Raw genomic sequence first — 25381 nt, 5'->3', positions numbered from 1 at the left:
TCCGTTCAGTAGGCGCCTGACAGCAGCGCGCCGGCGCCGGGCACGATCGGTTCGAGATCGAGTTCGCGCAGGATCGAATAGGTGGTGGCGATCGCGGCGGTGATCACCGGCTTGCCGGTCATCGCCTCGACCTTGGCCACGGCCGGCAGCGACGGCATCTGCACGCAGGCCGACAGCACGATCGCATCGGCGTCCTGGTACGGCAGCGACTTGACGATGTCGGGCAGGCGCGCCGGATCGTGGCGGCCCACGTCGAGGTTGTCGGGGATTTCGAGCGCGCGCCAGGCGATCACTTCGTAGCCCTCATTGCGGATGTAGTCCACCACCAGTTCGGTCAGCGGCTTCATGTAGGGCGCCACCACCACGATCTTCTTCGCGCCGATCACCTTCAGCGCGTCGACCAGCGCGCCCGCGCTGGTCAGCACCGGCGCCTGCGCGCCGTTCTCGGCGGTGTGACGCGTCAGGCGCTCCTGCGAGACGCGGTGATAGCCGTGGCCCATGGCCATGATCGCGACCAGGCAGGCATAACCGAGCACGTCCACGCGCGCATCCGACAGCTCGACGGCGCAGCGGTCCGATTCGGCGTCCATCGCGGCCAGTTCCTCCTTGACCACCTTCTTCATGCGCATCCGGCTCGAATGGAACGTGAAGCGCTCGGGGCGGATCGATTCGCGCAGGCGCAGCATCGCGGGAATTTCGGTTTCCATCGTGGTGTTCGAGCTCGGCACGATCTGGCCGATGCGGAAGGTTCGGGTCATCTTGGCTCCTTGGGCGTTGAGCGGCAGCGGCGCGGGGGCGGTTGCCGAAAGTGAAGCAAAGTCTAGCGTGTACGTTTGAATTTCACAACGTATCAAAAACCTCCCGAACCCCCGGGAAATCCCTTGTATGCAGCATGGATGTGCATTATTGGTGCGGGATATGCTGCGTGTCGGTGCCTGAAAATTTTCGCTTGTGCGAATATTTTGCAGTGTGTACGCTTGATTTAACCCTAACCCATCCGCCGCCGCGACGGTCCTGCCGCCGGCCACTCAGAACAGGAGATTCCGATGAAGCAACCCCGTATCGCGATCGTGGGCGCCGGCCTTGGCGGCACCGCCGCCGCCGCGCTGCTGCAACGCAGCGGCTATGACGTGAAGCTCTACGAGCAGGCGCCGTCGTTCTCGCGCCTCGGCGCGGGCATCCACCTCGGCCCGAACGTCATGAAGATCATGCGCAAGATCGGCTGCGAGAACGCTCTCGAAGCGATGGGTTCGCATCCCGATTTCTGGTACAGCCGCGACGGCATCACGGCCGAGGTCATGTCGCAGATCCCGCTCGGCGATTTCGCGCTGAAGACCTACGGCGCGAGCTACCTGACGGTGCACCGCGGCGATTTCCACGCGCTGATGACGCAGGCCGTCACGCCGGGCACGATCGTGTTCGGCAAGAAGCTCATGACGATCGAGGACACCGGCAGCGACGTGCGCCTGACGTTCGACGACGGCACGGTCGAGACGGCCGACATCGCGATCGGCGCGGACGGCGTCAACTCGCGCTTGCGCGAGCACCTGCTCGGCGCCGAACCGCCGCGCTACACCGGCTACGTCGCGCACCGCGCCGTGTTCCCGGCCTCGCTGCTGAACAACAAGCCGTACGACATGTGCGTCAAGTGGTGGTCGGGCGACCGCCACATGATGGTCTACTACGTGACCGAAGCGCGTGACGAGTACTACTACGTAACCGGCGTGCCGCAGGCCGATTGGCCGGCCGGCGTGTCGATGGTCGACAGCAGCCGCGACGAGATGCGCGAGGCGTTCGCCGGTTTCCACTCCGACATCCAGCATCTGATCGACGTGTCGCCGTCGATCACCAAATGGCCGCTGCTCGAACGCGATCCGCTGCCGCTGTGGAGCCGTGGCCGCCTGGTGCTGCTCGGCGATGCCTGCCATCCGATGAAGCCGCACATGGCGCAGGGCGCGGCGATGGCGATCGAGGATGCCGCGATGCTGGCGCGCTGCCTCGACGAAGTGGGCGTGGCCGATTACACCAACGCGTTCGCGCTGTACGAGGCGAACCGCGCCGCGCGCGCCTCGAAGGTGCAACTGGTGTCGCACAACAACACCTGGTTGCGCACCAACGAGGACCCGGCCTGGGTGTTCGGCTACGACGTGTTCGACGTGCCGCTCGAAGCGCCCGCCAAGGAAGCCGTGGCAAGCTGAACGGCACGGCTTCGCCCCGGCCGGAATTTCGGCGAGGTATAACGGCATCGCGCGGCCCGGCCGCGCGAGGTTGCCTGCCGGTTCGCGCCCGTCGCGCGCGTCGGCGTCTTGAATCGGGTCAGTCATGTCGCATTCCGGCCAATCGGCGGGGCCGCTCGCGCTCCGCGTCAACGGCGACGAGCGCAGCGCGCCCGGCGCCGCACCCGATACGCCTCTCCTGCTGGTGCTGCGCAACGATTTCGAGCTGAACGGCCCGAAATACGGGTGCGGCCTCGGCCAGTGCGGCGCGTGCACGGTGCTGGTCGACGGGCAGGCCACGCGCTCGTGCGTGGTGCCGGCCGGCGCGGCCTGCGGCCGCGAGGTCGTCACGCTCGAAGGGCTCGGCACGGCCGACGCCCCGCATCCGATCCAGCGCGCGTTCATCGACGAACAGGCGGCCCAGTGCGGCTACTGCCTGAACGGCATGATCATGAGCGCCAAGGCGCTGCTCGACCGCAATCCCGCCCCCGACGACGCGGCGATCCACGACGCGCTGCGTTTCAATCTGTGCCGTTGCGGCACCCATCTCGAGATCGTGCGGGCCGTGCATCGCGCGGCGCGCTATCTGCAACACGACCATGAACGGTGATTCGGCAGTCCGTCACGAAGGCGAGGGCGAGCACGACGTGGCGAGCGTCGCCGGCCCGCGCCCGGCTATCGCGAACCCAGCGTCGGCGCGTGCGTTGCCGCTCGTCTCGCACCAGCGCGCCGAATACGGCTGGCCGGCCGGCGATGGCCTGAGCGCGACGTTGTCGGTCGATGCGGGCCTGTCCGCGCAGGGCACGCTGGCGAGCTGGCAATACCGCGCGCGGCTCGCGTCGGCCGAGGTCGACGCGCGTTCGCGCCCGGTGCCGGCGAGCGGCACGGCCGGCGACGTGCCGCTGCCGTTCGTCTATCGCCATGCCGAGGCACGCGTCGAGGTGGAAGACCCGGCGCGGCGGATTCCGGCCCATGCGCATGCGTTCGCGCGCGAATCGGGCGTGGACGAATGCGCGACCGAGTTGCACGTCGATCCGGTCGAACTGCGGCTGCGCCATCTCGATCCGGTCGGCGATGCCGGCGCGCACGAAGTGATCCGCATGGTGACCGAGCGTGCGCAATGGCAGGCGCCGGCGGCCACGTTGCCGGCGTCGCCCTGGTTGCGCGGGCGCGGTTTTGCGTTCGACGGGCAGCGGCAGATCGCGTCGGGCGATGCCGATGTTTCAGATAACGAACTATCCAATCCGGCCCGCCCGCTCGCTCGATACGCGCCCCGGCGCCCCGACTGGACGGCCTGGGTCGTCGACATCGACGTGAACCCCGCGACCGGCGACATCGCGCTGCGCCGCGTAGTGGCCGGGCAGGGTGCGGGCGAACCGGGCGCGGACGGCGCGCGCGGCGCGGGTCTGGCCGCCGCGCAGATCGAGGCGGCCGTCTCGCGCGTGCTCGGCGTGCGTCACACGGCACGTAGTGCTTACGACGAAAGCGCCGCCGATACGGCGCTGGCTCACGAACTGGTCGCTGCACCGGCGGGTGACGCCGACGCCTCGCAATTGGCCACCGAATTCGCTGCGCTCGACGATGCCGAACGCGAGCGCGTCGAACGCGCTGCCGCACCGGCCGCCGCGGCGATCGCCAACGCGCTCTACGACGCGACGGGCGTGCGCTTTCGCGCGCCGCCGTTCGATGCGCGTGCGGTGCGCGCGGCGCTGGCCACGCACGAGGGCTATCGCGCGGTGGTGAGCCGCCAACCGTCGGCGCAGGCGCGCTGGCGGCGCTGGCTCAAGGGCGGCGGCATCGGCGGCGTGGTGGGCGGCCTGATCGGGCTGGCCGGCGCGCTGCTGCCCGGCCCCGCGCCGATCGCACCGATTCCGGCCGGCTCGGCTTCGGGCGCGCAGGTCTGGAGTGCCGACACGATCGAACGCGGGCGGCTGGTGGCGATCGCGGGCGACTGCGCCGTCTGCCACACAGCGCCCGGCGGGCGCACCAACGCGGGCGGCTTTCCGCTCGAAACGCCGTTCGGCACGATCTATTCGACCAACCTGACGCCCGATCCGGAAACCGGCATCGGTTCGTGGTCCTATCCGGCGTTCGCGCGCGCAATGCGCGAGGGCATCTCGCGCGACGGCCGCCATCTGTACCCGGCGTTCCCGTACACGGCGTTCGCCAAACTCAGCGAGCCGGACTTGCTGGCGCTCTACGCGTATCTGATGTCGCAACCGGCCGTGAAGGCCGCGCCGCCGGCCACCCGGCTGCCGTTCCCGATGAATCAGCGCCGCCTGTTGGCGGGCTGGAACTGGCTCTATCACGACGACGCGCCATACGCGCCCGACCCGGCGCGCTCGGCACAGTGGAATCGCGGCAAGTATCTGGTGGATGGCGCCGGCCATTGCAGCGCCTGCCATTCGCCGCGCAACGCGCTCGGCGCCGAAAAGGGCGGCTTCGCGTATCTGACGGGCGGCAGCGCCGAGGGCTGGGACGCGCCCGCGCTGGTGGCCGCCTCGCACGCCGCGCCGGTGCCGTGGACGGAGGACGCGCTGTTCCGCTACCTGCGCACCGGCTTTTCGCCCGAGCACGGCGTGGCGGCCGGGCCGATGGCGCCGGTCGTGGCGGGCCTGGCCGAGTTGCCCGAGGGCGACGTGCGGGCGATGGCGCATTACCTCTCGTCGCTGTCGCCGCATGTGGACGACGCCACCGCCACGGCCGCCGCGGCCGCGGTGGCTTCGCGCGGCGCGGAAACGGTGTCCACGCTCGGCATGGAGAACGGTCGGCGCACGTTCGAGGCGGCCTGCGCGGTCTGCCACGCCGAATCGGGCGGGGTGGGGCACTTCGGCGTGCGGCCGCTGATGGGGCTGAACACCAGCGTCAGCCACGCCAACCCCGACAACCTGCTGCGCGTGCTGCAGAACGGCATCGCGCAGCCGGCCACCGCCGCGCTCGGCTACATGCCCGGCTTCCGCGACGAATTCGACGACCGCCAGATGGCCGAACTCGCCGCCTATATCCGCAAGCGCTACGCGCCGGACCAACCGGCGTGGCGCGATCTCGAAGCGGCATCGGCGCGGATTCGCGCGCAAGGAGCGGCACATTGAACGCGGCGGACCGGTTTCTCTCCACCGACGGCCGGGGCCACCACGACGGCACCGGCTGGCATGGTTCGGAGCGCGAAGTATTGGAGACGGCCGGCGCGTGGCGCGCGGCCGGCCATGCCGTGTGGCTCTACACGGTGGTGCGCACCTGGGGTTCGGCGCCGCGCCCGGTCGGCGCGATCATGGCGATGCGCGGTGACGGGCGGATCTGCGGTTCGGTGTCGGGCGGCTGCATCGAGGACGATCTCGCCGAATCGCTGCGCCGCGACGGGCCGCCCGGCCCGCTGCCGGGCGTGGTCGAATACGGCCTGAACGCCGACGACGCGCATCGCTTCGGGCTGCCGTGCGGCGGCACGCTGCGGCTGGTGCGCGAAACGCTCGGCCCGGCCAGCGGGGTCGACGCGCTGCTCGACGCATTGCGCGCCGGGCAGGTGGTGGCGCGCACGCTCGATCTGGCCAGCGGCCGCGCGACGCTCGCCGCGATCGACGGCGATGCCGCCGCGCCCGCGTTCGACGGCCAGCAATTGATTGCGCCGTTCGGCCCGGCCTGGCGGCTGCTGCTGATCGGCGCGGGCGAACTGAGCCGCTACGTGGCCGCGATGGCCGTGCCGCTCGGCTATGCCGTCACGCTGTGCGACCCGCGCGACGATTACGCGACGCCGCCGCTGCCGGGCGTGTCGCGCGTGCGCACCATGCCCGACGACACCGTGCTGGCCATGCAGCCCGACGCGCGCACCGCCGTGATCGCGCTGACCCACGATCCCAAGCTCGACGATCTCGCGCTGATCGAGGCGCTGCGCACGCCGGCCTTCTACGTGGGCGCGATCGGTTCGCGCCGCAACAGCGACGCGCGTCGCGAGCGGCTCAAGCTGTTCGATCTCGACGATGCGCAGCTTGCGCGGCTGCATGCGCCGGTCGGGCTTCACCTGGGCGGCAGCACGCCGCCCGAGATCGCCGTGTCGATCGTCGCCGACCTGACCGCGCGCCGCCATCGCGTGCCGGTGGCCGGCTTGCGCGATGTCGAAGCGGGCAAGGCGGGGCAGGGGATGCTTCGGGATGCTTGAGGTTGACGGGGCCTTCCCTTTAAGCCCGCTTTAATTCGGGCTGCATAGCATGTGAGTCATGCGGCGCGCGACAGCGCGTCCCCTTTGGCCCACAGCAGCGGCGGTACGCCATGATCAAACAATTCGACTACCCACTCGGCGATGAAACGATTGCCCTGTGCGCCAGCTTCGGCGCCGGGCCGGCCTTGCAGCGCGTGCTGGTGAGCCGGGCCGATTCGATGGAAACGCTGGTGGTGCTCGACGCGCGCGGTTGGTCGGGCATCCTGAAGCTCGCCACCGAGACGCCCGAAGGCCTGCTCGACGACGCGATCCGCAAGGTCGGCAGCGAGCAACTGATCGAGCGCGCGATTCGCAGCCGCGCCGTGGTCGAAGCGCAACTCTAGCCGCCGCACCCGGCCGGGGCGAACGATCCCGGCCGGTTTCTTCCAGCCTCAGTACAATGCACCGGGTTCGCCGTGCCGTCTGGCCGGCGTGTGCGCCTTTTCCATCCTGCCGACCCGATGCCGCTGCCGACCATTCCGACCGCCCCGTTCTGTCCCGCCGAAGTGAAGGGCAGCATCACCATCGATGCGCGCGCCCCGTGGTTCGCGCGGCTGCGCCGCTTTTTCGGGCCGGGCCTGCTGGTGGCGATCGGCTATATGGACCCGGGCAACTGGGCCACCGACATCCAGGCCGGCTCGCAGTTCGGCTATTCGCTGTTGTGGGTGGTGGCGTTCTCCAGCCTCGCCGCGATCTTCCTGCAGATGCTGGCCGCCCGGCTCGGGCTGGTGGCGGGCCGCGACCTCGCGCAGATCAGCTACGAGCGCTACGGCCCGTTCGGCAAATGGCTGCAATGGGTCACGGCAGAAATTTCGATCATCGCCTGCGACATCGCCGAGGTGCTTGGCTGCGCGCTCGCGTTCAAGCTGCTGCTCGGCGTGCCGCTGGCCTGGGGCATCGTGCTGACGGCGCTCGACACGCTGATCGTGCTCGGCATGCAGGGCAAGGGCTTTCGCCAGATCGAGGCGATCGTGCTGGGCCTGATCGGCACCATGGCGTGCTGCTTCGTGGCGCAGGTGGCGATGGTGCCGACCGACTGGCACGCCGTGGCGGCCGGGTTGATCCCGGGCGATCCGGGCCACGACCGCAAGGATGCGATCGTGCTGGCGCTCGGCATCGTGGGCGCGACCATCATGCCGCACAACCTCTACCTGCATTCGTCGGTGGTGCAGACGCGCCGCGTGACGGGCGGCGCGCGCGGCCACGTGCTCGACACGCTCGCGATGGTGCGGGTGGATACCTGGTGCTCGCTGCTGGTGGCGATGTGCGTGAACGCGGCGATCCTGATCCTCGCGGGCGCGGCGTTCCATGCGGCTGGACACACCGGCGTGGCCGACATCGAGCAGGCCTATCAATTGATCACGCCGCTGGTGGGCGGCGCCGCCGCGATCCTGTTCGGCATCGCGCTGCTGGCCTCGGGGCAAAGCTCCACGCTGACCGGCACGATCGCCGGGCAGGTCATCATGGACGGCTTCCTGCACGTCAAGATCCCGTGCTATCAGCGCCGCCTGATCACGCGCGGGCTCGCGCTCGCACCGGCGCTGGCCGGCGTGCTGCTGCTCGGCGACGGCTCGGTCGGCAAGCTGCTGGTGTGGAGTCAGGTGTTGTTGAGCCTGCAATTGCCGTTCGCGATGTGGCCGCTGATTCGTTCGGTCAGCGATGCGAAGCTGATGCAGGGGTATGCGATCGGTTGGGGGGCGAAGCTGTTCGCGTGGGCGCTGTTCGCGGTGATCTGCGGCACCAACCTGCTGCTCGTGACGGGCGTGGTCGGCTGAGTAAAGTGGTCCATCGGCCCGGGCGATATGTGGACCTTCGCGCCGTGCCGTGCTGCGTCGATCATGGCGGCGCGGCGGCTGCGTGCCTGCGGTTGCCGCTTTCGCCACCGCGCAGCACCGGAGCCTTGCCTCGATGTCCTTGTCCGCCTCTTCATCCGCTTCTTCGTCCGCTTCTTCCCCCGCTTCTTCGCCGGATTCCTTGATCCGCCCCGACGTGGCCGCCTTCCTCGGCGGCCTGCACGGCGCCGCGCTGCAACCGGCCGGCCTCGACGCGCTGCGCGACGGCTACGCCGCCTCCAAATCGGTCACCGAATTGCCGGTCGGCACGCTGGCCGTGTTGCGCGAGGTCGCGATTCCGGGCCCGGCCGGCCCGATTCGCGCCTGCCTGTTCGACAGCCGCGCCGAGCGTGCGCCGGGACCCTTGCTGATGTTCTTCCACGGCGGCGGTTTCGTGATGGGCAGCGTGCAGACGCATGCGAGCCTGTGCGCCGAACTGGCGCGCACGCTCGACCTGCCGGTGTTGTCGGTCGACTACCGGCTCGCGCCCGAGCATCCCTGGCCGGCCGCGCCCGACGACGCCGAGGCGGCCGCGCGCTGGGCCGCGGGCAGCCCGGCCGAACTGGGTCGCGAGGTGCGCGCGTTGCTGTTTGCCGGCGACAGCGCGGGCGGCAATCTCGCGATCGTGACGGCAATGCAATTGCGCGACCGGCCCGCCACCGTGCCGGCGATTCTGCAATTGCTGTTCTATCCGCTGGCCGATCCGGGCCGCGTGACGGCGTCGCTCGACCGGTTCGGCGACGGTTATCTGCTGACGCGCGGCAGCCTCGCGTTTTCCGCCAACGCCTATCGCGCCGACCCGGCCGACATGCGCGCCGCCCCGATGCGCGGCGATCTGACCGGCATGCCGCCGGCCGTGGTGATGACGGCGGGCGCGGACCCGATTCGCGACGAAGGCCGCGCCTATGCCGCCGCGCTGGTGGAGGCGGGCGTGCCGGTGGCGTTCCGCGAGGCGGCGGGAAATATTCATGGTTTCGCGACGCTGCGGCAGGCGATCGGTTCATCGGCGGGCGATGTGGCGCAAGCGTTGGCGGCGGCGCGCGCCTTGATCGAGTGCCCGCCGACCACCTGAACCAAGATAAGGCGTACGAAACGGTATGCCTCGGCGAGCCGCTTTTTGCTTGTGAAATGATACGTTATATCGTAACATTTTCAGCCATCGAGACTCTGGCCGCATCCGGTCGCCCCGAATCCGCCATGTCCCTGACCCGGAAACAGCAACTCGTCCTCGACGCCCTGCGGCGCGCCGGTGCGCCGCTCGGCGCCTATGCCTTGCTCGACCGGTTGCGCGAGGCGGGCTTCAACGCGCCGGCGCAGGTCTATCGGGCGCTGGCGCGGCTGGTCGAGGCCGGCGAGGTGAGCCGCCTCGAAACGCTGAACGCCTACCTGCCGCGCACGGCGGTGCGCGGCGATGCGGTCAGCGTGTTTACGATCTGCGAGCGCTGCAGCCGCATCGGCGAGTACGCCGACGCATCGCTCGGCGAGTACGCCGACGCATCGCTCGGCGAGCGCCTTGCGCACCTGACCGGCCGCCACGATTTCGTGCCGAGCCACGCGGCGATCGAGATTCGCGGGCGCTGCGTCGATTGCACGGCCGACGCGGACTGATTCGCGCCGCTTCCGATTCACCTTTTCTTGCCCGCTTTCATGTCGAACCTTGCGATGCCTACTGATTCGTTATGCGAATCATTTTCGACGTGTCGGCGTTTCGCTTCACCGGCCCCGACGTGGGAGCCCCGATGCTGATCCGCAAGCTGTTCCGCTTCGAGAACGCCCATATCGTGCGCGGTTGCACCACGCAACGCTGCGCGACCTCGATTCACGGTCACTCGTATCGCGTCGAGTTGCTGCTGGAGGCGCACGCGTTCGATCGCGGCCAGATGGTGTATGACTTCGGCCTGCTCAAGGGCGGCGTGCGCGAGCTGATCGACGGGTTCGATCACGCCATGACGCTCTGGCGCGGCGACGATCCCGATTACCTCGCGGCAATGTGCCGTCATTCGGCGCGCTGGGTGCTGCTGCCCGTGTCGCCGAGCGCCGAGCAGTTCTCGCGCGTGTTCTTCCTGCTGGTGGACGCGATGCTGGCCGCCACCGACATGGCGAACGGCGAGGCCGACGTGCGGCTGCATTCGGTGATCGTCCACGAGACCGATACCGGCTACGCGCAGTGTTTTCGCGACGACGCCCACAACTCCGCGATGGGGCCGATCGATCTTCGGGATATCGAATTTTCCGCGGCGGTGCGCGCCGAGTGGCGTGACCCGCAACTGTTCTCGCGGCTGCTGCGCGGCGCGCGCACCGCCAATCCGCCGCCGGCCGCGCCCCTTCATCGTTCGACATCGAGGCTCACGCAACCATGATCCGCAAGAACCCGCGCGGCGACCTGCCGCGCATTCACCCCGACGCCTTCGTCGATTCCACCGCCATCCTGTGCGGCCTCGTGATCGTCGAGGCGAACGTCTTCATCGGCCCGTATGCGGTGATTCGCGCCGACGAGATCGATGCGAACGGCGAGATCGAGCCGATCGTGATCGGTGCGCATTCGAATATTCAGGATGGCGTAGTGATCCACTCGAAGTCCGGCGCGCCGGTGCGGATCGGCGAGCGCACCTCGATCGCGCATCGGGCCATCGTGCACGGCCCGTGCGAGATCGGCAACGGCGTGTTCATCGGCTTCAACAGCGTGCTGTTCAATTGCGTGGTGGGAGACGGCTGCGTGGTGCGCTTCAACGCGGTGGTGGACGGCTGCAAGCTGCCGCCGTATTTCCATGTGCCGTCCACCGAGCGGATCGGCCCCGAGACCGATCTGGCCTCGTACCCGCAGGTCACGCCCGATGCGAGCGAGTTCTCCGAGGACGTGGCGCGTACCAACAACGCGCTGGTGCGCGGCTACAAGCAGATCCAGAATGAATTCTGACGTGACGCTGCTGCCCGCCGCGAAGCGGGCTCGCGCTACGCGTGCATCGAGCGCGTCGAACGCCGTGGCCGAGCGCCGCGACATCGCCGAGCGCCTCGCGCGGCGCCATGCCGACCTGCTGATCGAGGGCGGCACGGTGCTGACGCCGAACGGCGCGGAACGCATCGATATCGCCTGCGTGGAAGGGCGCGTGGTGGCGCTCGGCGATCTCGCGTCGAGCTGGCATGCCGACGACCGGCTCGCTGCCGGCGGGCTGCACGTGCTGCCCGGCGTGATCGATACGCAGGTGCATTTCCGCGACCCGGGCCTCACGCACAAGGAAACGCTGGAGGCCGGCACGCGCGGCGCGGTGCTCGGCGGCGTGACGGCCGTGTTCGAGATGCCGAACACGCAGCCGCTGACGCTGGAGGCCTCCGACTTGCGCGACAAGCTCGAACTGGCGCGCGGGCGGGCCTGGTGCGATCACGCGTTCTATCTGGGCGGCTCGGCGATCAACGCCGAGCGGCTGGCCGTGCTCGAAACGCTGCCCGGCTGCGCGGGCGTCAAGGTGTTCATGGGCAGCTCGTTCGGCAACCTGCTGGCCGACGACGATGCCGTGCTGCGCCGGATCGTGCGCAACGGCCGCCGCCGCATGGCGGTGCACGCCGAGGACGAGGCGCGGTTGCGCGCACGGCGCGCGCTGGTCGAGGCCAGTGGCGACGTGCGCGATCATCCGCACTGGCGCGACCCGGAGAGCGCGCTGATGGCGACGCGCCGGGTGGTGGCGATGGCCGCCGAAACCGGCCGCAAGCTGCATGTGCTGCATGTCTCGACGGCCGAGGAGATGGCGTTTCTCGCGCAGCACAAGCGCCGCGTCAGCGTGGAGGTCACGCCGCATCATCTGACGCTCGAAGCGCCGGGATGCTACGAGCGGCTCGGCACGCTCGCGCAGATGAACCCGCCGGTGCGCGACGCTTCGCATCGCGAAGCATTGTGGCAGGCGATTCGCGACGGCGTGGTGGACGTGATCGGCAGCGATCACGCGCCGCACACGCTCGAGGAAAAGGCGCGGCCGTACCCGGGCTCGCCGAGCGGCATGACCGGCGTGCAGACCTTGCTGCCGGTGATGCTCGATCACGTCGCGCACGCTCGCCTGAGCCTGCAGCGGCTCGTCGATCTGACCAGCGCCGGGCCGGCGCGGTTGTTCGGCATCGAGGGCAAGGGGCGCATCGCGCTCGGCTACGACGCCGATTTCTCGATCGTCGATCTCGGAGCGCGCCGCACGATTCGCGACGACTGGATCGCGAGCGTATCGGGCTGGACGCCGTACGACGGCATGGCGTGCCAGGGCTGGCCGGTCGCAACGGTGCTGCGCGGCCAGCCCGTGATGCGCGACGAGGTGTTGGTGGGCACGCCTGCGGGCCAGCCGCTCAAGTTTCTCGACCAGCACGCCGGCTGACCGCCATGCCGGCCGGCGGGCGTCGCCTTTCAGGCGGCGCCCGTTTTTCCTTTCGCAGTGCTTTCTGTTTTTCGGCACGGGACCGAAGCACGGCGGTGCTGCGCTATCCTCCTGTCTGCCGATAACGAAATGCCGGCACGGCCATCATGCCCGCGCCGCCCGCCCTGCCTGCGGGTGAGCGAGGCGCAGGCGCGGGCCGGAGCGGGACGAACCGGGAGCGGGCGGAATGACGGAGACGGTGGAGTGCGTCGTGATCGGCGCGGGCGTGGTGGGGCTGGCGGTAGCGCGCGCCTGCGCCGAACGCGGCTGGGAAACGGTGATCGTCGAGGCCGAGACGGCGATCGGCACCGGCACGAGTTCGCGCAACAGCGAGGTGATCCATGCGGGCATCTATTACCCGGCCGGATCGCTGAAGGCGCGGCTGTGCGTCGAGGGGCGGCGGTTGCTGTATGCGTATTGCGAGGCGCGGCAGGTGCCGTACCGCCGTTGCGGCAAGCTGATCGTCGCCACCCGCGACGCGCAGCGCGATGCGCTGGCCGCCGTCGAGGCCGCCGCGCGCGCCAACGGCGTGACCGATTTGCGCCGCATCGATGCCGCCGAAGCGCGCGCGCTCGAACCCGCGCTGCACTGCGTGGCCGCGCTCGAATCGCCGTCGACCGGCATCGTCGACAGCCATGCGCTGATGCTCGCGCTGCTCGGCGACGCCGAGCGCGCCGGCGCGGCGATCGCGTATTGCTCGCCGGTGATCGGCGGGCAGGTGCTGCATGATGGCGGCCACGCCGTGGTCGAACTCGAAACCGGCGGCGCAGAACCGATGCGCCTGCGCGCGCGGCGCGTGATCAATGCGGCCGGCCTGTATGCGCAGGCGGTGGCCGGGGCGCTGCACGGCCTGCCACCCGCATCGATTCCGCGCGCGCGGTATGCCAAGGGCAACTATTACTCGCTGTCGGGGCGCGCGCCGTTCTCGCGGCTCATCTACCCGGTGCCGGAGCCGGGCGGCCTGGGCGTGCATCTGACGCTCGATCTGGCGAACCAGGCGCGTTTCGGGCCGGACGTCGAATGGATCGACACGATCGACTACCGCGTCGATCCGGGCCGCGCCGCGCGCTTCTACGAGGCGATCCGGCGCTACTGGCCGGCGCTGCCCGATGCGGCGCTGCAACCGGCCTATTCGGGCATTCGCCCCAAGCTCGATGCGCCCGACGGCGGCAGCGCCGATTTCATGATCCAGTCGGCCCGCGAACACGGCGTGCCCGGCCTCGTCAATCTGTACGGGATCGAATCGCCGGGGCTGACCGCTTCGCTCGCGATCGCCGACGAGGTGCTGGCGCGGCTCGATGCGGCTTGATGCAGCGTGAGGTCGGTGCACCGGTTGCAAGGGTACCGAAGCAATCTTCCGCCCTCAGCCCGCCGTCTTCAGCTTGAACACGCGGTTCTTCTCCAGCGTGCCGGCCGTATAGGCCCTGTCGTCGACGGCGGCGGGGCGCAGGTGCTCGTCTTCCAGCGCCGGCCCCGTATAACGCCCGCGCGGGCGGATCACCTTGCCCACCCGCAACTGCTCGATGCAATGCGCGAGCAAGCCCACGCTGCGCGCGATCGAGAACAGCCCGAACGCGGCATCGGCCGGCAACTTCAGTTGTGCTGACAGAATCGCCAGCGCCACGTCGATGTTCGGCTTGAGGCCGGTCAGCGCCGTGACCTTGTCGATGAACGCGCCCAGTTCGCGCGGCGGATCGAGTCGGCTCAGGAGCGCTTCGGCGCGCGGGTCGCCGTCGGGGTAGAGATGATGGCCGAAGCCCGGCACCGGGATCGCCGAGCCGAGATGGTGGCCCACCACGTGTTCGGCGCCGAGCCGTTCGACGTCGTCGAACACGGCCCGCACGCGCCGCGACGCGTCGCCGTGCAGCGGGCCGGACAGCGTGGTCAGCCCGGTCAGCAGGCAGCCGGCCAGCGGCGCGCCGGTGGATGCCGTGATGCGCGCGGCGAACGCCGAGCTGGTGATCTCGTGATCGGCCACCAACACCATCGCGCGCCGGATCAGGTCGGCGCCGGCCGCGTCCTGCCCCCAGCCCGCCGCGAGCCGTTCGTGGGTCCGGCCCGATGCGTTGCCATCGCCGCGCTTGGCACCGGCACCGGCACCGGCACCCGCACCGGCACCCGCGCTTGCGCCGAACGCCAGCGACACGATCGCCACCAAACGCCCCGCCTCGGCATGCAGCGCGCTGTCGAGGCGGCCCAGCGTCGAATGCCCGTTGGCGGCCAGCGCGGCCAGCGTGGTGAACGCGCAGCGCCGCCCGCGCTCGCCGTCGGGCAGCGCCGCATCGTCGAACGCGAACGACACGGCGGTCGGCGAATTCCACAGCAGCGCGGCGGCGTCTTCCAGCGTGGCGTTGTCGGCCAGTTGAATGCAGTCGCGGCCGCGATACCACGGCCGGCCGCGCGAGAACGTGGTCAGGCCGCTGTAGATGCACGGCTCCGCGCCGAAGATGGTGCCGGCCGCGAGCGCCGCGCGTTTGCGGCCGACCTGCTTCTTGCGGCACAGCGCGATCACGTCCTCGGCCCGGTACAGGCTGCGGCGCGGATCGTGCGGGTCCTGCATGACGGCGATGTTGCCGCGGCTCGCGTAGGCGTAGACGGTTTGCGCCCGCACGCCGAGTTGGCGGGTCGCTTCGGCGAGAGTGATCCAGTTCGACATGGCGGCGTGCAGAGGCTTGAGAGGATGCGCCCGACTATAGACCGCTCTCAGTTGAATGTCATTTCCGCCGGGCGGCGTTCGAGAATCTCCACCACGATCTGGCCCGGCGCCTTCACGAAGCAGCCGCGCACGCCGGCGCGGATCTGCTTGATCGGCTCGACGATCTCCGCGCCCTCGGCCAGCAGGTGCGCGAACGCGGCGTCCAGGTCATCCACCCGGACGCCGAAATGATCGATGCCCTCGCGCGCCGCGCCCGGTGCACCGCTCTCGGCCGGCGCTTGCGCGAGCTTGGTGATGAACAGGTTGATGTCGCCGAGGCGCAGGTCGACGCGGCCGGGGCGGCGCACGATCTCGGCGCTCAGGCAGCGCGCGAACCAGGCGGCGGTGGCTTCGGCGTCGGTGGACGCGAGCTGGAGGTGGTCCCACTTGAATTCGATCATGGTGCGGAGCAGGTCGTGAGAGTGGCGATAAGGATCAGAGTCAGGATCAGAGTTCGATGCGCGAGAGCTTGCCGAGCAGCAGCGAGTACGACAGCGTGCCGAGCAGGCAGATCGCGCCCATCAGGTTCAGCGCCCAGAAGAAGTTGCCGGTGTGCTGCGTGACGTAGCCGATCATCAGCGGCGTGGTGACGGCCGCGATATTGGCCGCGAGGCTGGTGATGCTGCTGGTCAGGCCTACATACTGTTTCGGCGCGATCTCGGACACCGCGGCCCACGACATCGAGCCGATGCCCTGCGCGAAGAACGCCACGGTCAGGATCGCGATCACCACTTCGTTCGAATGCACGAAGTTGACCAGCGCGACCGAGGCGCCGAGGAACGTGCCGATCACGAGCGGGGCCTTGCGCGCGGCCGACATCGACACACCGCGGCGAATGAAGAAATCCGACAGGAAGCCTGCGATCAGGATGCCGAGCGTCGCGCCGACGAACGGCAGCGCCTGGAACAAGCCCACCTTGATCATCGACATGTGGCGCTCCTCGACGAGGTAGGTCATGAACCAGGTCGTGAAGAACACCAGCAGCGTGTTGTTGCAGAACTTGCCGAGGCAGATCGCGAGGATCTGCCGGTAGCCGAGCAGGCGCAGCGCCATGCGCCAGTCGAAGCGCGTGCGCGGCGGCTGCGCCGTGCGGCCCTCGTTGATGTGTTGCAGTTCGGCCGCGTTGACCGAGCCGTGCCGCGCCGGATCGCGATAGATGCGATACCAGATCGCGCTGAACAGAATGCCGAAGCCGCCCGTCACGAAGAACACGGCGCGCCAGCCGAAGGCTGTCGAGATCCACAGCAGCAGGCCCGCGAACAGCGGCGTGCCGATGTACTGGCCCATCACGTAGACGCTGGTGGCGAAGCCGCGCTCCTGCACCGGGAACCACAGCGTGACCGCGCGCGCGTTCGACGGAAACGCCGGCGCTTCGAGCGCGCCCATCGCCAGGCGCGCGCCGAGCAGCATCCGGTAGCCGTTCGAGAAGCCCTGCGTGAGCGTGGCGAGCGACCAGCCGAACAGCGACAGCGCATAGGCCACGCGCGAGCCGAGCACGTCGGCCAGGATGCCGGCCGGCAGCAGTGCGAACGAATAGGCCGCGCCGAACACGGCGAACAGTTCGCCCATCTGGATTCGCGTCATGCCGAGATCCTTCGAGAGCGCCGGCGCGACGATGCCGAGCGCGGAGCGATCGACGTAGTTGAGGATGGTGGCCACCAGCAACATCGAGAGGATCGAATAGCGGACCTTGCTGCGTTTCGCGGCGCTCGTGCGGCTGGCGTAGTCGTGCATCGCCACCGGTGCGTCCTCGGCTGTCTTCATGTCGTGTCTCCTGTTCGTGAGCCGGATCTTGTTGTCGTGGGTCCGGCTTTGAGGCTTGGCTTCGCTGCGCGCCGTTCAGCCGCGGCCGACGAACGGCATCGCGCTGGCCATGATCGTCATGTTCAGAATGTTCGCCTCGAGCGGCAGCTTCGCCATCTGCACCACGGCATCGGCCACGTGCACGACGTCGAGGCGCGGCTCGGGCGCGACGCGGCCGTCGGCCTGCAGCACGCCCTGGTTCATGCGCTCGGTCAGCGAGGTGGCCGCGTTGCCGATATCGATCTGGCTGCAGGCGATGCGATACGGGCGGCCGTCGAGCGCGAGCGACTTGGTGATGCCGAGCACCGCGTGCTTGGTGGCCGTGTAGGCGATCGTGTTCGGGCGCGGCGAGTGCGCCGAGATCGAGCCGTTGTTGATGATGCGCCCGCCCTGCGGGTCCTGCTGTTTCATCAGGCGCCACGCGGCGCGGGCGCACAGGAACACGCCCGTCAGGTTGGTGGCCAGCACGTCGTTCCAGAATTCGAGCGTGTAGTCGTCGAGCGGCACGGCGCCTGCGTTGCGGCCCGCATTGTTGAACAGCACGTCGAGGCGGCCGAATTCGGCGGCGATCGCGGTGAAGCTGCGCTCGACCGAGGCTTCGTTGGCCACGTCGGTGGGGAACGCGCGCGCCCGGCCGCCGGCCGCGTCGATCAATGCTTCGGTTTCCTGAAGGGCCTCGGCGCGGCGGCCCAGCAGGGCGACCGTGAAGCCGGCGCGGGCCAGCGCCACGGCGGCGGCCTGGCCGATGCCGGAGCCGGCGCCGGTGACGGCGGCGATACGGGGGCGGGCTTGCGTGTCTGGGTGCATGTCGCGATCTCGTCGATGGTCGGTAGGGACGAGAACAGAATTGCATCCGCCCCGAAGCACCGGCAATCTTGATTCTTCCAATCAACATGCTGCGGCTTGCCGGGGCGTGCCGTCATCAGGGTTTTCCTGAGCCTCGGGCCGGACGTGCAAGGCTTGCAGTCGGGCGGTGCCGCGCCACGGCGGGTTCCGTGCACGGCATGTCGCCCAGATGTTGATCGATAGAATCAACATTGACCTTCGCCGAACCGGCCTCGTAGGCTGTGCCCGGATTTCGACCAAAGGAAAACACCATGTCCGCCCAACCCAACCCGAAGCTGCTGGTCGCCCGCCGCGTGCCGGCCGCCGTGGCCGATCGCGCCCGCACCGAGTTCAACGCATTCGTGACCGACTCCGACATGGATGCCGCCTCGGTCGTCGATTTCTGCACCCGGTATCAGACGCCCGCCGTGCTGATCGGCAAGAAATCAGGATTGCAGAAGGAACACATCGACGCGCTGCCGCCGAGCGTGAAGATCATCGCCAACGCCAGCGCCGGTGTCGATCACATGGACGTGGCGGCGGCGCTCGCGCGCGGCATCGCCGTGAGCAATGCGCCCGACGCGCTGACCGAATGCACGGCCGATTTCGCGATGCTGCTGGTGCTGGCCGCGTGCCGGCGTGCGTCGGAGTACGAACGGATCGTGCGGCAGGGCTGGGGCAAGTCGTTCGGCATGACCGAGATGCTCGGCATGCGCGTGAACGGCAAGACGCTCGGCGTGGCCGGCTTCGGCCGGATCGGCCGCGCGATGGCGAAGCGCGCGCGCGGTTTCGGCATGCATATCGCCTACACCGACATGCGGCAGGCCGATGCGGCGGTGGAGGCGGGTGCGCAGTTCTATCCGAGCCTCGACGCGATGCTGCCGCATTGCGACGTGCTGACGCTGCACGTGCCGGGCGGCGGCGCGCCGCTGATGACGGCGCGCGAGTTCGAGCTGCTGCCGACGGGCGCGGTGTTCGTCAACGCGGCGCGTGGCGGGCTGGTGGACGAGGATGCGCTGTACGCTGCGCTCGTTTCGGGGCATCTGTTCGGCGCGGGGCTGGATGTGTACCACAACGAGCCGAACATCGACCCGCGCTTCGCCACGCTCGACAACGTGTTCCTGACCCCGCACATGGCCAGCGCCACGATCGAGACGCGCGACCAGATGGGCTACACCGCGCTCGACAACGTGGCCGCCGTGCTCGACGGCCGCGCCGCGCCGAACCGGCTGTAAGGACTTCCAGGCATCGGGATGGGCCGCGCGTGCGGCCTATTTCCGTTTGCGCGCCGGTTTCCTGGCCTCGGCGCGCATCTGCGCCAGTTCGATCGGCACGAACGGCGCCTGGAAGTGATCGACGAGGAAATCGATGAACGCGCGCGCCCGCGTGGTTTCGTTGCGCTGGCCCGGGTAGTAGACGTACAGATCGGCCGACGGCAGCACGAGCTCGGGCAGCACCAGTTGCAGGCGCCCGCTTTGCAGATACTTGGCCAGATCCCATTCCGAGCGGATCAGGATGCCGTGCCCGTCGAGCGCCCAGCGCAGCACGATGTCGCCGTCGTTGCTCGACAGCGAGCCGTTCACCTTCAGCGCTTCCAGATGGTCGTCCTGGATGAACTTCCACACGCCGTAGGCATCGTCGTTCTGGGTATGGATGATGCAGCGGTGCGCGATCAGGTCTTCCTTGCGGGTGGGCGTGCCGCAGCGCTCCAGGTATTTGGGCGACGCGCACAGAAAGCGCCGGTTGCTCATCAGCCGCCGCGCGCGCAGCCGGCTGTCGGGCAGCTCGCCGAAGCGGATCGCCATGTCGAAGCCGCCTTCCACCAGATCGACGGGGCGATCCGTCACCACGAACTGCACGTCCACATGCGGATAGCGCTTGGCGAACTCCGAGACGAGCGGCGCGATGGTGGTACGCCCGAAGCCGAGCGTGGCGTTCACGCGCAGCCGCCCGTGCGGATCGGCCGGCGTGCCGGCGATCGCGTCCTCCATTTCGCGCACCTGATCGAGAATGCGCGCCGCGTAGCGTGCGTAGGTTTCGCCTTCCGGGGTCAGGCTCACGCTGCGCGTGGTGCGGTTCACGAGCCGCGCGCCGAGCCGTTCCTCGATGATGCCGAGCCGCTTGGTGGCGGCCGGCGGCGTCAGGCCCATCGAGCGCGCCGCGCCCGACAGGCTCCTGAGCTTGGCGAGCTGCACGAAGAACGCGAAATCGGAGGTGGAATCGGTTTTCACTTTAGGTGAATGATGAAATGAAACAGGGTGAATTCTAGCGCGGGACGGCGGCGCTATGATGCGTCGTCCGTTATTCGTGCCTGCCAGGAGACATCCGCATGAGAATCGTCGAAATCCGGGAAAAAACCGTCCCGATCAGCTCCCCCATCCGTAATGCCTACATCGATTTCAGCAAGATGACGCTGAGCCTGGTGGCGGTGGTGACCGACGTGATCCGCGACGGCAAGCCGGTGATCGGCTACGGCTTCAATTCGAACGGCCGCTACGGCCAGGGCACGCTGATGCGCGAGCGCTTCATTCCGCGCCTGCTCGAAGCCGATCCGGCCTCGCTCGTCAACGATGCCGGCGACAACCTCGATCCGCACAAGATCTGGGCCACGATGTTCCAGAACGAAAAGCCGGGCGGCCACGGCGAGCGCTCGGTGGCGATCGGCACGATCGACATGGCCGTGTGGGATGCGGTGGCGAAGATCGAAGGCAAGCCGCTGTTCCAGTTGCTGGCCGAGCGCTACGGCAACGGCCAGCCCGATCGCAAGATCTTCGTGTACGCGGCCGGCGGCTATTACTACCCGGGCCAGGATCACGGCAAGCTGAAGGACGAGATGCGCAGCTATCTCGACCGCGGCTACACGGTGGTCAAGAAGAAGATCGGCGGCGCCTCGCTCGACGAAGACCTGCGCCGCATCGATTCGATCCTCAGCGTGCTCGGCGACGGCCAGAAGCTGGCGGTGGACGCCAACGGCCGCTTCGATCTCGACACGGCCGTGCAGTACGCCAAGGCGCTGTCGCAATACGACCTGTTCTGGTACGAGGAGCCGGGCGACCCGCTCGACTACGAGTTGCAGGCCACGCTGCGCAACTACTACGACAAGCCGATCGCCACCGGTGAAGACCTGTTCTCGATGCAGGATGCGCGCAACCTGATCCGCTACGGCGGCATGCGCGCCGACCGCGACTGGCTGCAATTCGACTGCGCACTGAGCTACGGCCTGGTGGAATACCTGCGCACGCTGGAAATGCTGCATCAGCACGGCTGGTCGGCCAAGCGCTGCATCCCGCACGGCGGCCACCAGATGTCGCTGAACATCGCGGCCGGCCTCGGCCTCGGCGGCAACGAATCGTATCCGGACCTGTTCCAGCCTTACGGCGGCTTCCCCGACGGCGTCAAGGTCGACAACGGCTACATCACCATGCCGGACCTGCCGGGCATCGGCTTCGAGGGCAAGGCGGACCTGATCGTCGAGATGCGCAAGCTGGCCGAGTAAGCGCAGCAACCAGGCAAGCGCCGCGCGGCAAGCGCGGCGCTTCATGCAGCACATCGCGAGGGGCGCGCCACGGCGGTGGCCCCTCGCGACGATAACAATACGAAAACAACACCAGCGGCGCACGGCGTCATCGCGCGTGTGCCCGACCCAGTCAGACGACGGCATGCCCAGGAGACAGCCATGCTCGTAACGAGAATCCGCAAGTCGCTATCGCGTTTGTATGTCCAGGTTCTGATCGGCATCGTTGCCGGCGTGATCGTGGGCCACTTCTATCCCGACATCGGCGCGCAATTGAAGCCGCTCGGCGACCTGTTCATCAAGCTGATCCGCATGGCGCTCGCGCCGATCATCTTCGCCTCGGTGGTGGTGGGCATCGCGCGCATGAACGACCTGCACGTGGCCGGGCGGGTCGGCGTGAAGGCGCTGCTCTATTTCGAGGTGGCCTCGACGTTCGCACTGCTGATCGGTCTGGTGGTGGTCAATGTCGTGAAGCCCGGCGCCGGCATGAACATCGATCCGGCGCAGCTCGACGCCGCCTCGATCGCCACCTACACCCACGCGGCGCAACAGCACGGCATGCTCGAATTCTTCATGAGCATCGTGCCGGGCAGCATCGTCGGCGCGTTCGCCAAGGGCGAAATTCTGCCGATCATCTTCTTCTCGGTGATCTTCGCGATCGCGCTGGCCAAGCTCGGGCCGCGCACCGCGCCGCTGGTCGACATGCTCGACATGTTCCTGCAGGGCATGTTCGGCGTGGTGCGGATCGTCATGGTGGCCGCGCCGATCGGTGCGTTCGGCGGCATGGCGTTCACCATCGGCAAATATGGCATCGGCACGCTGGCATCGTTCGGAGAACTGATGCTGTGCCTGTACCTGACGTCCGTCCTGTTCGTCGCGCTGGGCCTCGGCCTCGTGATGCGGCTGTGCGGGCTGTCGCTCTGGAAGTATCTCCGCTACATCAAGGACGAGCTGCTGATCACGCTCGGCACGGCTTCCACCGAGGCGGTGCTGCCGCAGATGCTGATGAAGATGGAGCGCCTGGGCTGTGCGCGGCCGGTGGTCGGCATGGTGCTGCCGACCGGCTATACGTTCAACGCGGACGGCACGGCGATCTACCTGACGATGGCCGCGCTGTTCGTCGCGCAGGCCATGAACATCCACCTGTCGCTCGGCGATCAGCTATTGGTGCTCGGCGTGCTGCTGCTGACCTCGAAGGGCTCTGCCGGGGTGGCCGGCGCGGGCTTCGTGGCGCTGGCCGCGACGCTGGCGACGATGCGGCAGATTCCCGTCACGGGCCTGGTGCTGCTGCTCGGCGTGGACCGTTTCCTGAACGAGGCGCGCGCCGTGACGAACCTGATCGGCAACGGCGTGGCGACGGTGGTGGTGGCGCGCTGGGAAGGCGCGCTCGATCTCGACCGGGCGCGCGCGGTGCTCGACCGGCGCTATCAAGAGGAGCCCGAAGCATCGGCCGCCGAGCCGGGTGACGCGGAAGCCGGGCGCGGCACGCCGGGTTTGCCGGCGGCGCATCACGGCGTGCATTGAGCGGCGATGCGATGCCGCGCCGCGCGTTGCGGCGCGGTTAGTGCGTTCAGTGCGGTTTTCGGGCGAACGTGAAGCCGGTGCCGCCGCAGCACAGGCTGTCGCGCAGGAATACCTGGAACGTCTTGCCGATCACGTCGTAGTTCACCGTCGCGAGCGCGACATCGTCGCCGTACGTATTGAAGCTGCCCGACAGCGCGGGCAGCCAGTCGGGCCGGTCGCTGGCCAGCAGGTACAGATGCTCGTCGTGCACGGTGGTGGTGGGCGACAGGCCCTTCAGGTCGTCGGCCGCCGTGCCGTCGTGCGGCTTGCCGATGTCGTACTGCATGCCGGCGTCGCGGTACGGAATCGTCAGCACCGTCTTGCCGTCGACGTTCAGGCGCGTGGTGAGCGCGGCATCGACCGTGATCGTCATGCTGTCGAGGCGTTTGCGGTCCGCCGCCGTCAGCTTGACGGTGGAGAATGCACGACGCGCGTTCTCGATGCCCGAGACGTTCGACGTCCAGCCGCCTTTCACCCGCCAGGTATCCCACATGCTGTTGGCGCCGCCCGAGCCGCTGACGGTGTCGAGCGGATAGGTGCCGACCGCCTGCGTCAGCAGCGCGCGCTTCGAGCCGATCACGGTTTCGGCGGTTTGATGCGCGTCGACCGGCAGACGGCGCGCGCCGTCGGCCGAGGTCCAGGTGCCGTCGAACGTGCCGCCGTTCAGCTTGCCGGTGAACGTGCCGCTGCGCTTGCCCGAGGACGGCGTTTCGTCGAGCGTGACGTTGCCCGCCGCGTCGATCTTGCCGTTCAGGTAAAGGTTGTTTTGCTTGCCCGCGTAGTGGTAGTTGCCGGTCAGCGTGCCGTCGACGTTCTTCAGATCCATCGTGAACGCGTAGCGGCCGCCGATTTGGCCGGCCAGGGTCTTGTGGAAATACTGCGTGTCGGCGTGGGCCATCACGGAAAACGTGGCGGATGCGAGCAGGGCGGCGAGCGACGGGATCGGACGGAGCATGGCGGCAGGCGAGGGGAAGGAGCGGCGATTGTGACATGCGATGTGCACCACCGTGCCGCGCTGCTTCGCTTGCCGTTACCGGCCCGCGCTTATTCGGCGCTTACTGTGGCGCCACCTCGATCGTCGCTTCGCACCGGATCGGGAAATTGACCGAGTTCGCCACATAGCATTTCTCATGCGCCGCGTGATGCAGCGCGTGCGCGCGTTCGGCATCGTCGCCGGCGCGGATCGTCACGCGCGGGCGTAGCACGATTTCAGTGAAGCGCCCTTGCTCGGGGCTGTCGAGCATCGTGCCTTCGGCGTCGTCCTCGTAAGCCAGCACGCGGATGCCGGCATCCGCGCACAGATGCAGATACCAGAGCTTGTGGCAGGCCGAGGCCGATGCGAGCAGCAGATCCTCCGGGTTCCAGCGCGCCGCGTCGCCGAGAAACGCCGCGTCGGCCGAGCCCGCGATCTCGGGCTTCGTGCCCGAGCGGATGGTGTGATCGCGGCCATAGTCGCGATAGCCCGAGGTGCCGCTGCCGCGGTTGCCTGTCCACTGCACCGCCACGCGGTAATGGTGCTTGCCGTATGCCATCGAATCCTCCCGCCGGTTGAAAAAGTATGGTGTCCGAATCGGCGTCATTGTGTCACTGGAATCCCATTTGGTATACCATTATTCCAAATTGAACCCGGAGCCAGGATGGAAGCGAAACTCGATTCGACCGCCGACGTGATTGCGGCGTCGCTGCGCGAACTGATCAACAGCGGCGAGCTGGCGAGCGGCGCGCGGCTGGTCGAGCGCGATCTGGCCGAGCGCTTCGGCATCAGCCGGATTCCGCTGCGCGAGGCCGTGCAGCAGCTCGAACACGAAGGGCTGGTGGAAAGTTTCCGCAATCGCGGCGCGGTGGTGCGCATGCTCGATGCGCACGACGTCGAGGAAATCTACGGGCTGCGCGTGCTGCTCGAAGGCGATGCGATCTTTCGCAGCGTCAAGCGCGCCGACGACGAAGCGCTGGCGCGCGCCGAGCTGGTGCATCGGCTGCTGGGCGAGGCCGGCAGCGCGCTGCGTCAGGGGGAGTTGAATCGCGAGTTCCACGAACTGCTGTATGCGGGCTGCGGCAACGGCCGCCAGTTGCAGGCGATCCGTGCATTGCGCGGCCAGGTCGAGCGCTACGAGCGCTTGCAGAACCGGCTGCTGGCCGAAACGCCGTCGTTCCAGGTGGAACACGAGGCGATTTTGCAGGCGTGCCGCGAGCGCAATGCGCGCGGCGCGCGCGCGATGACGGCTGCGCATCTCGAATCGGCCAAGGCGATCGTGTTGCGGGTGGTGGCGGCGTCCTGAACGCGGGCGGCTGCAAGCGAACATGACCGCCGCCCGTTTCGTCTTGCGGGTGATGGTGGCGTCCTGAA

24 protein-coding genes are annotated in these 25381 nt (G+C 68.6%); 16 read left to right on the top strand and 8 right to left on the bottom strand.

The features are described 5' to 3' along the window. Nucleotides 1–5: 5 nt before the first annotated feature. Nucleotides 6–758 carry an Asp/Glu racemase gene (locus AB4851_RS29685; RefSeq protein ID WP_414449940.1) on the bottom strand — a complete coding sequence of 251 codons (753 nt, stop codon included), beginning with the start codon at nucleotides 756–758 and terminating at the stop codon, nucleotides 6–8. A 288-nt stretch (nucleotides 759–1046) separates the two neighbouring features. On the opposite strand from AB4851_RS29685, the gene AB4851_RS29680 reads away from it, so the two are divergent. From AB4851_RS29680 to AB4851_RS29625, 12 genes are all read left to right on the top strand, one after another. After that, the gene (locus AB4851_RS29680) at nucleotides 1047–2198 is read left to right on the top strand and encodes an FAD-dependent monooxygenase (RefSeq protein WP_414449939.1); all 1152 of its coding nucleotides are present in this window, start codon (nucleotides 1047–1049) and stop codon (nucleotides 2196–2198) included. A gap of 124 nt (nucleotides 2199–2322) precedes the next feature. Then, a complete protein-coding gene (locus AB4851_RS29675; RefSeq protein ID WP_414449938.1) occupies nucleotides 2323–2826 on the top strand; it encodes a (2Fe-2S)-binding protein in 504 nt (167 codons plus the stop codon). After that, nucleotides 2816–5308, top strand: a complete 2493-nt coding sequence (locus tag AB4851_RS29670; protein ID WP_414449937.1) for a c-type cytochrome — start codon at nucleotides 2816–2818, stop codon at nucleotides 5306–5308. Before AB4851_RS29675 ends, AB4851_RS29670 begins: the two co-directional genes overlap by 11 nt. Before the next feature lie 80 nt (nucleotides 5309–5388). Further along, complete coding sequence (locus AB4851_RS29665) at nucleotides 5389–6369, top strand: XdhC family protein (RefSeq protein WP_414451977.1); 981 nt, start codon at nucleotides 5389–5391, stop codon at nucleotides 6367–6369. A gap of 110 nt (nucleotides 6370–6479) precedes the next feature. Then, nucleotides 6480–6752 carry a hypothetical protein gene (locus tag AB4851_RS29660; RefSeq protein ID WP_414449936.1) on the top strand — a complete coding sequence of 91 codons (273 nt, stop codon included), beginning with the start codon at nucleotides 6480–6482 and terminating at the stop codon, nucleotides 6750–6752. A 117-nt stretch (nucleotides 6753–6869) separates the two neighbouring features. Further along, nucleotides 6870–8183: an Nramp family divalent metal transporter gene (locus AB4851_RS29655; protein WP_414449935.1), complete on the top strand. Its 1314-nt coding sequence runs from the start codon at nucleotides 6870–6872 to the stop codon at nucleotides 8181–8183. 199 nt (nucleotides 8184–8382) lie between these two features. Further along, the gene (locus tag AB4851_RS29650) at nucleotides 8383–9312 is read left to right on the top strand and encodes an alpha/beta hydrolase (RefSeq protein WP_414449934.1); all 930 of its coding nucleotides are present in this window, start codon (nucleotides 8383–8385) and stop codon (nucleotides 9310–9312) included. Nucleotides 9313–9437: 125 nt separating this feature from the next. Beyond that, nucleotides 9438–9848, top strand: a complete 411-nt coding sequence (locus AB4851_RS29645) for a Fur family transcriptional regulator (RefSeq protein ID WP_414449933.1) — start codon at nucleotides 9438–9440, stop codon at nucleotides 9846–9848. A 131-nt stretch (nucleotides 9849–9979) separates the two neighbouring features. Next, nucleotides 9980–10600, top strand: coding sequence for a 6-pyruvoyl trahydropterin synthase family protein (locus tag AB4851_RS29640; protein ID WP_414451976.1), 621 nt, complete (start codon nucleotides 9980–9982; stop codon nucleotides 10598–10600). After that, nucleotides 10597–11157, top strand: a complete 561-nt coding sequence (locus AB4851_RS29635; protein ID WP_414444488.1) for a carbonate dehydratase — start codon at nucleotides 10597–10599, stop codon at nucleotides 11155–11157. Before AB4851_RS29640 ends, AB4851_RS29635 begins: the two co-directional genes overlap by 4 nt. After that, nucleotides 11147–12595, top strand: a complete 1449-nt coding sequence (locus tag AB4851_RS29630; protein ID WP_414449932.1) for a dihydroorotase — start codon at nucleotides 11147–11149, stop codon at nucleotides 12593–12595. Before AB4851_RS29635 ends, AB4851_RS29630 begins: the two co-directional genes overlap by 11 nt. Before the next feature lie 226 nt (nucleotides 12596–12821). Then, complete coding sequence (locus AB4851_RS29625; RefSeq protein ID WP_414449931.1) at nucleotides 12822–13943, top strand: NAD(P)/FAD-dependent oxidoreductase; 1122 nt, start codon at nucleotides 12822–12824, stop codon at nucleotides 13941–13943. A 54-nt stretch (nucleotides 13944–13997) separates the two neighbouring features. On the opposite strand, the gene AB4851_RS29620 is transcribed toward AB4851_RS29625, so the two are convergent. The 4 genes from AB4851_RS29620 to AB4851_RS29605 all read right to left on the bottom strand — a co-directional run bounded on the left by AB4851_RS29620 (nucleotide 13998) and on the right by AB4851_RS29605 (nucleotide 17939). Further along, nucleotides 13998–15290 (bottom strand): citrate synthase, encoded by a 1293-nt coding sequence (locus AB4851_RS29620; RefSeq protein ID WP_414449930.1) that lies wholly within the window; start codon nucleotides 15288–15290, stop codon nucleotides 13998–14000. A gap of 47 nt (nucleotides 15291–15337) precedes the next feature. After that, the gene (locus AB4851_RS29615; protein WP_414449929.1) at nucleotides 15338–15730 is read right to left on the bottom strand and encodes a VOC family protein; all 393 of its coding nucleotides are present in this window, start codon (nucleotides 15728–15730) and stop codon (nucleotides 15338–15340) included. 46 nt (nucleotides 15731–15776) lie between these two features. Next, nucleotides 15777–17093, bottom strand: coding sequence for an MFS transporter (locus tag AB4851_RS29610; RefSeq protein ID WP_414449928.1), 1317 nt, complete (start codon nucleotides 17091–17093; stop codon nucleotides 15777–15779). A 75-nt stretch (nucleotides 17094–17168) separates the two neighbouring features. Then, nucleotides 17169–17939, bottom strand: coding sequence for an SDR family oxidoreductase (locus AB4851_RS29605; RefSeq protein ID WP_414449927.1), 771 nt, complete (start codon nucleotides 17937–17939; stop codon nucleotides 17169–17171). A 290-nt stretch (nucleotides 17940–18229) separates the two neighbouring features. Between AB4851_RS29605 and AB4851_RS29600 the strand changes: the two genes are divergently transcribed. After that, nucleotides 18230–19192: a 2-hydroxyacid dehydrogenase gene (locus AB4851_RS29600; RefSeq protein WP_414449926.1), complete on the top strand. Its 963-nt coding sequence runs from the start codon at nucleotides 18230–18232 to the stop codon at nucleotides 19190–19192. Nucleotides 19193–19228: 36 nt separating this feature from the next. Here the strand turns inward: AB4851_RS29600 and AB4851_RS29595 are convergent, their stop codons facing one another. Beyond that, a complete protein-coding gene (locus AB4851_RS29595) occupies nucleotides 19229–20188 on the bottom strand; it encodes a LysR family transcriptional regulator (protein ID WP_414444495.1) in 960 nt (319 codons plus the stop codon). A gap of 98 nt (nucleotides 20189–20286) precedes the next feature. Here AB4851_RS29595 and AB4851_RS29590 point away from each other — a divergent pair, with 98 nt between their 5' ends. Together AB4851_RS29590 and dctA are read left to right on the top strand one after the other, a co-directional pair. Next, a complete protein-coding gene (locus AB4851_RS29590) occupies nucleotides 20287–21453 on the top strand; it encodes a mandelate racemase/muconate lactonizing enzyme family protein (RefSeq protein ID WP_414449925.1) in 1167 nt (388 codons plus the stop codon). Nucleotides 21454–21633: 180 nt separating this feature from the next. Further along, nucleotides 21634–22995 (top strand): C4-dicarboxylate transporter DctA, encoded by a 1362-nt coding sequence (gene dctA / locus AB4851_RS29585; RefSeq protein ID WP_414449924.1) that lies wholly within the window; start codon nucleotides 21634–21636, stop codon nucleotides 22993–22995. 46 nt (nucleotides 22996–23041) lie between these two features. Here dctA and AB4851_RS29580 read toward each other — a convergent pair whose 3' ends face one another. Both AB4851_RS29580 and AB4851_RS29575 read right to left on the bottom strand, forming a co-directional pair. Continuing rightward, nucleotides 23042–23989: a hypothetical protein gene (locus tag AB4851_RS29580; protein WP_414449923.1), complete on the bottom strand. Its 948-nt coding sequence runs from the start codon at nucleotides 23987–23989 to the stop codon at nucleotides 23042–23044. Between the two features lie 100 nt (nucleotides 23990–24089). Then, complete coding sequence (locus AB4851_RS29575) at nucleotides 24090–24566, bottom strand: OsmC family protein (RefSeq protein WP_414449922.1); 477 nt, start codon at nucleotides 24564–24566, stop codon at nucleotides 24090–24092. 105 nt (nucleotides 24567–24671) lie between these two features. Between AB4851_RS29575 and AB4851_RS29570 the strand changes: the two genes are divergently transcribed. Next, complete coding sequence (locus AB4851_RS29570) at nucleotides 24672–25313, top strand: GntR family transcriptional regulator (RefSeq protein ID WP_414444500.1); 642 nt, start codon at nucleotides 24672–24674, stop codon at nucleotides 25311–25313. Nucleotides 25314–25381: the final 68 nt, after the last annotated feature.

The organism is Burkholderia sp. 22PA0099, assembly GCF_047497165.1.
GTDB lineage: Bacteria > Pseudomonadota > Gammaproteobacteria > Burkholderiales > Burkholderiaceae > Burkholderia.
Note: the sequence above shows the minus strand (reverse complement) of the source record. Positions and strands in the feature narration are given on the sequence as shown.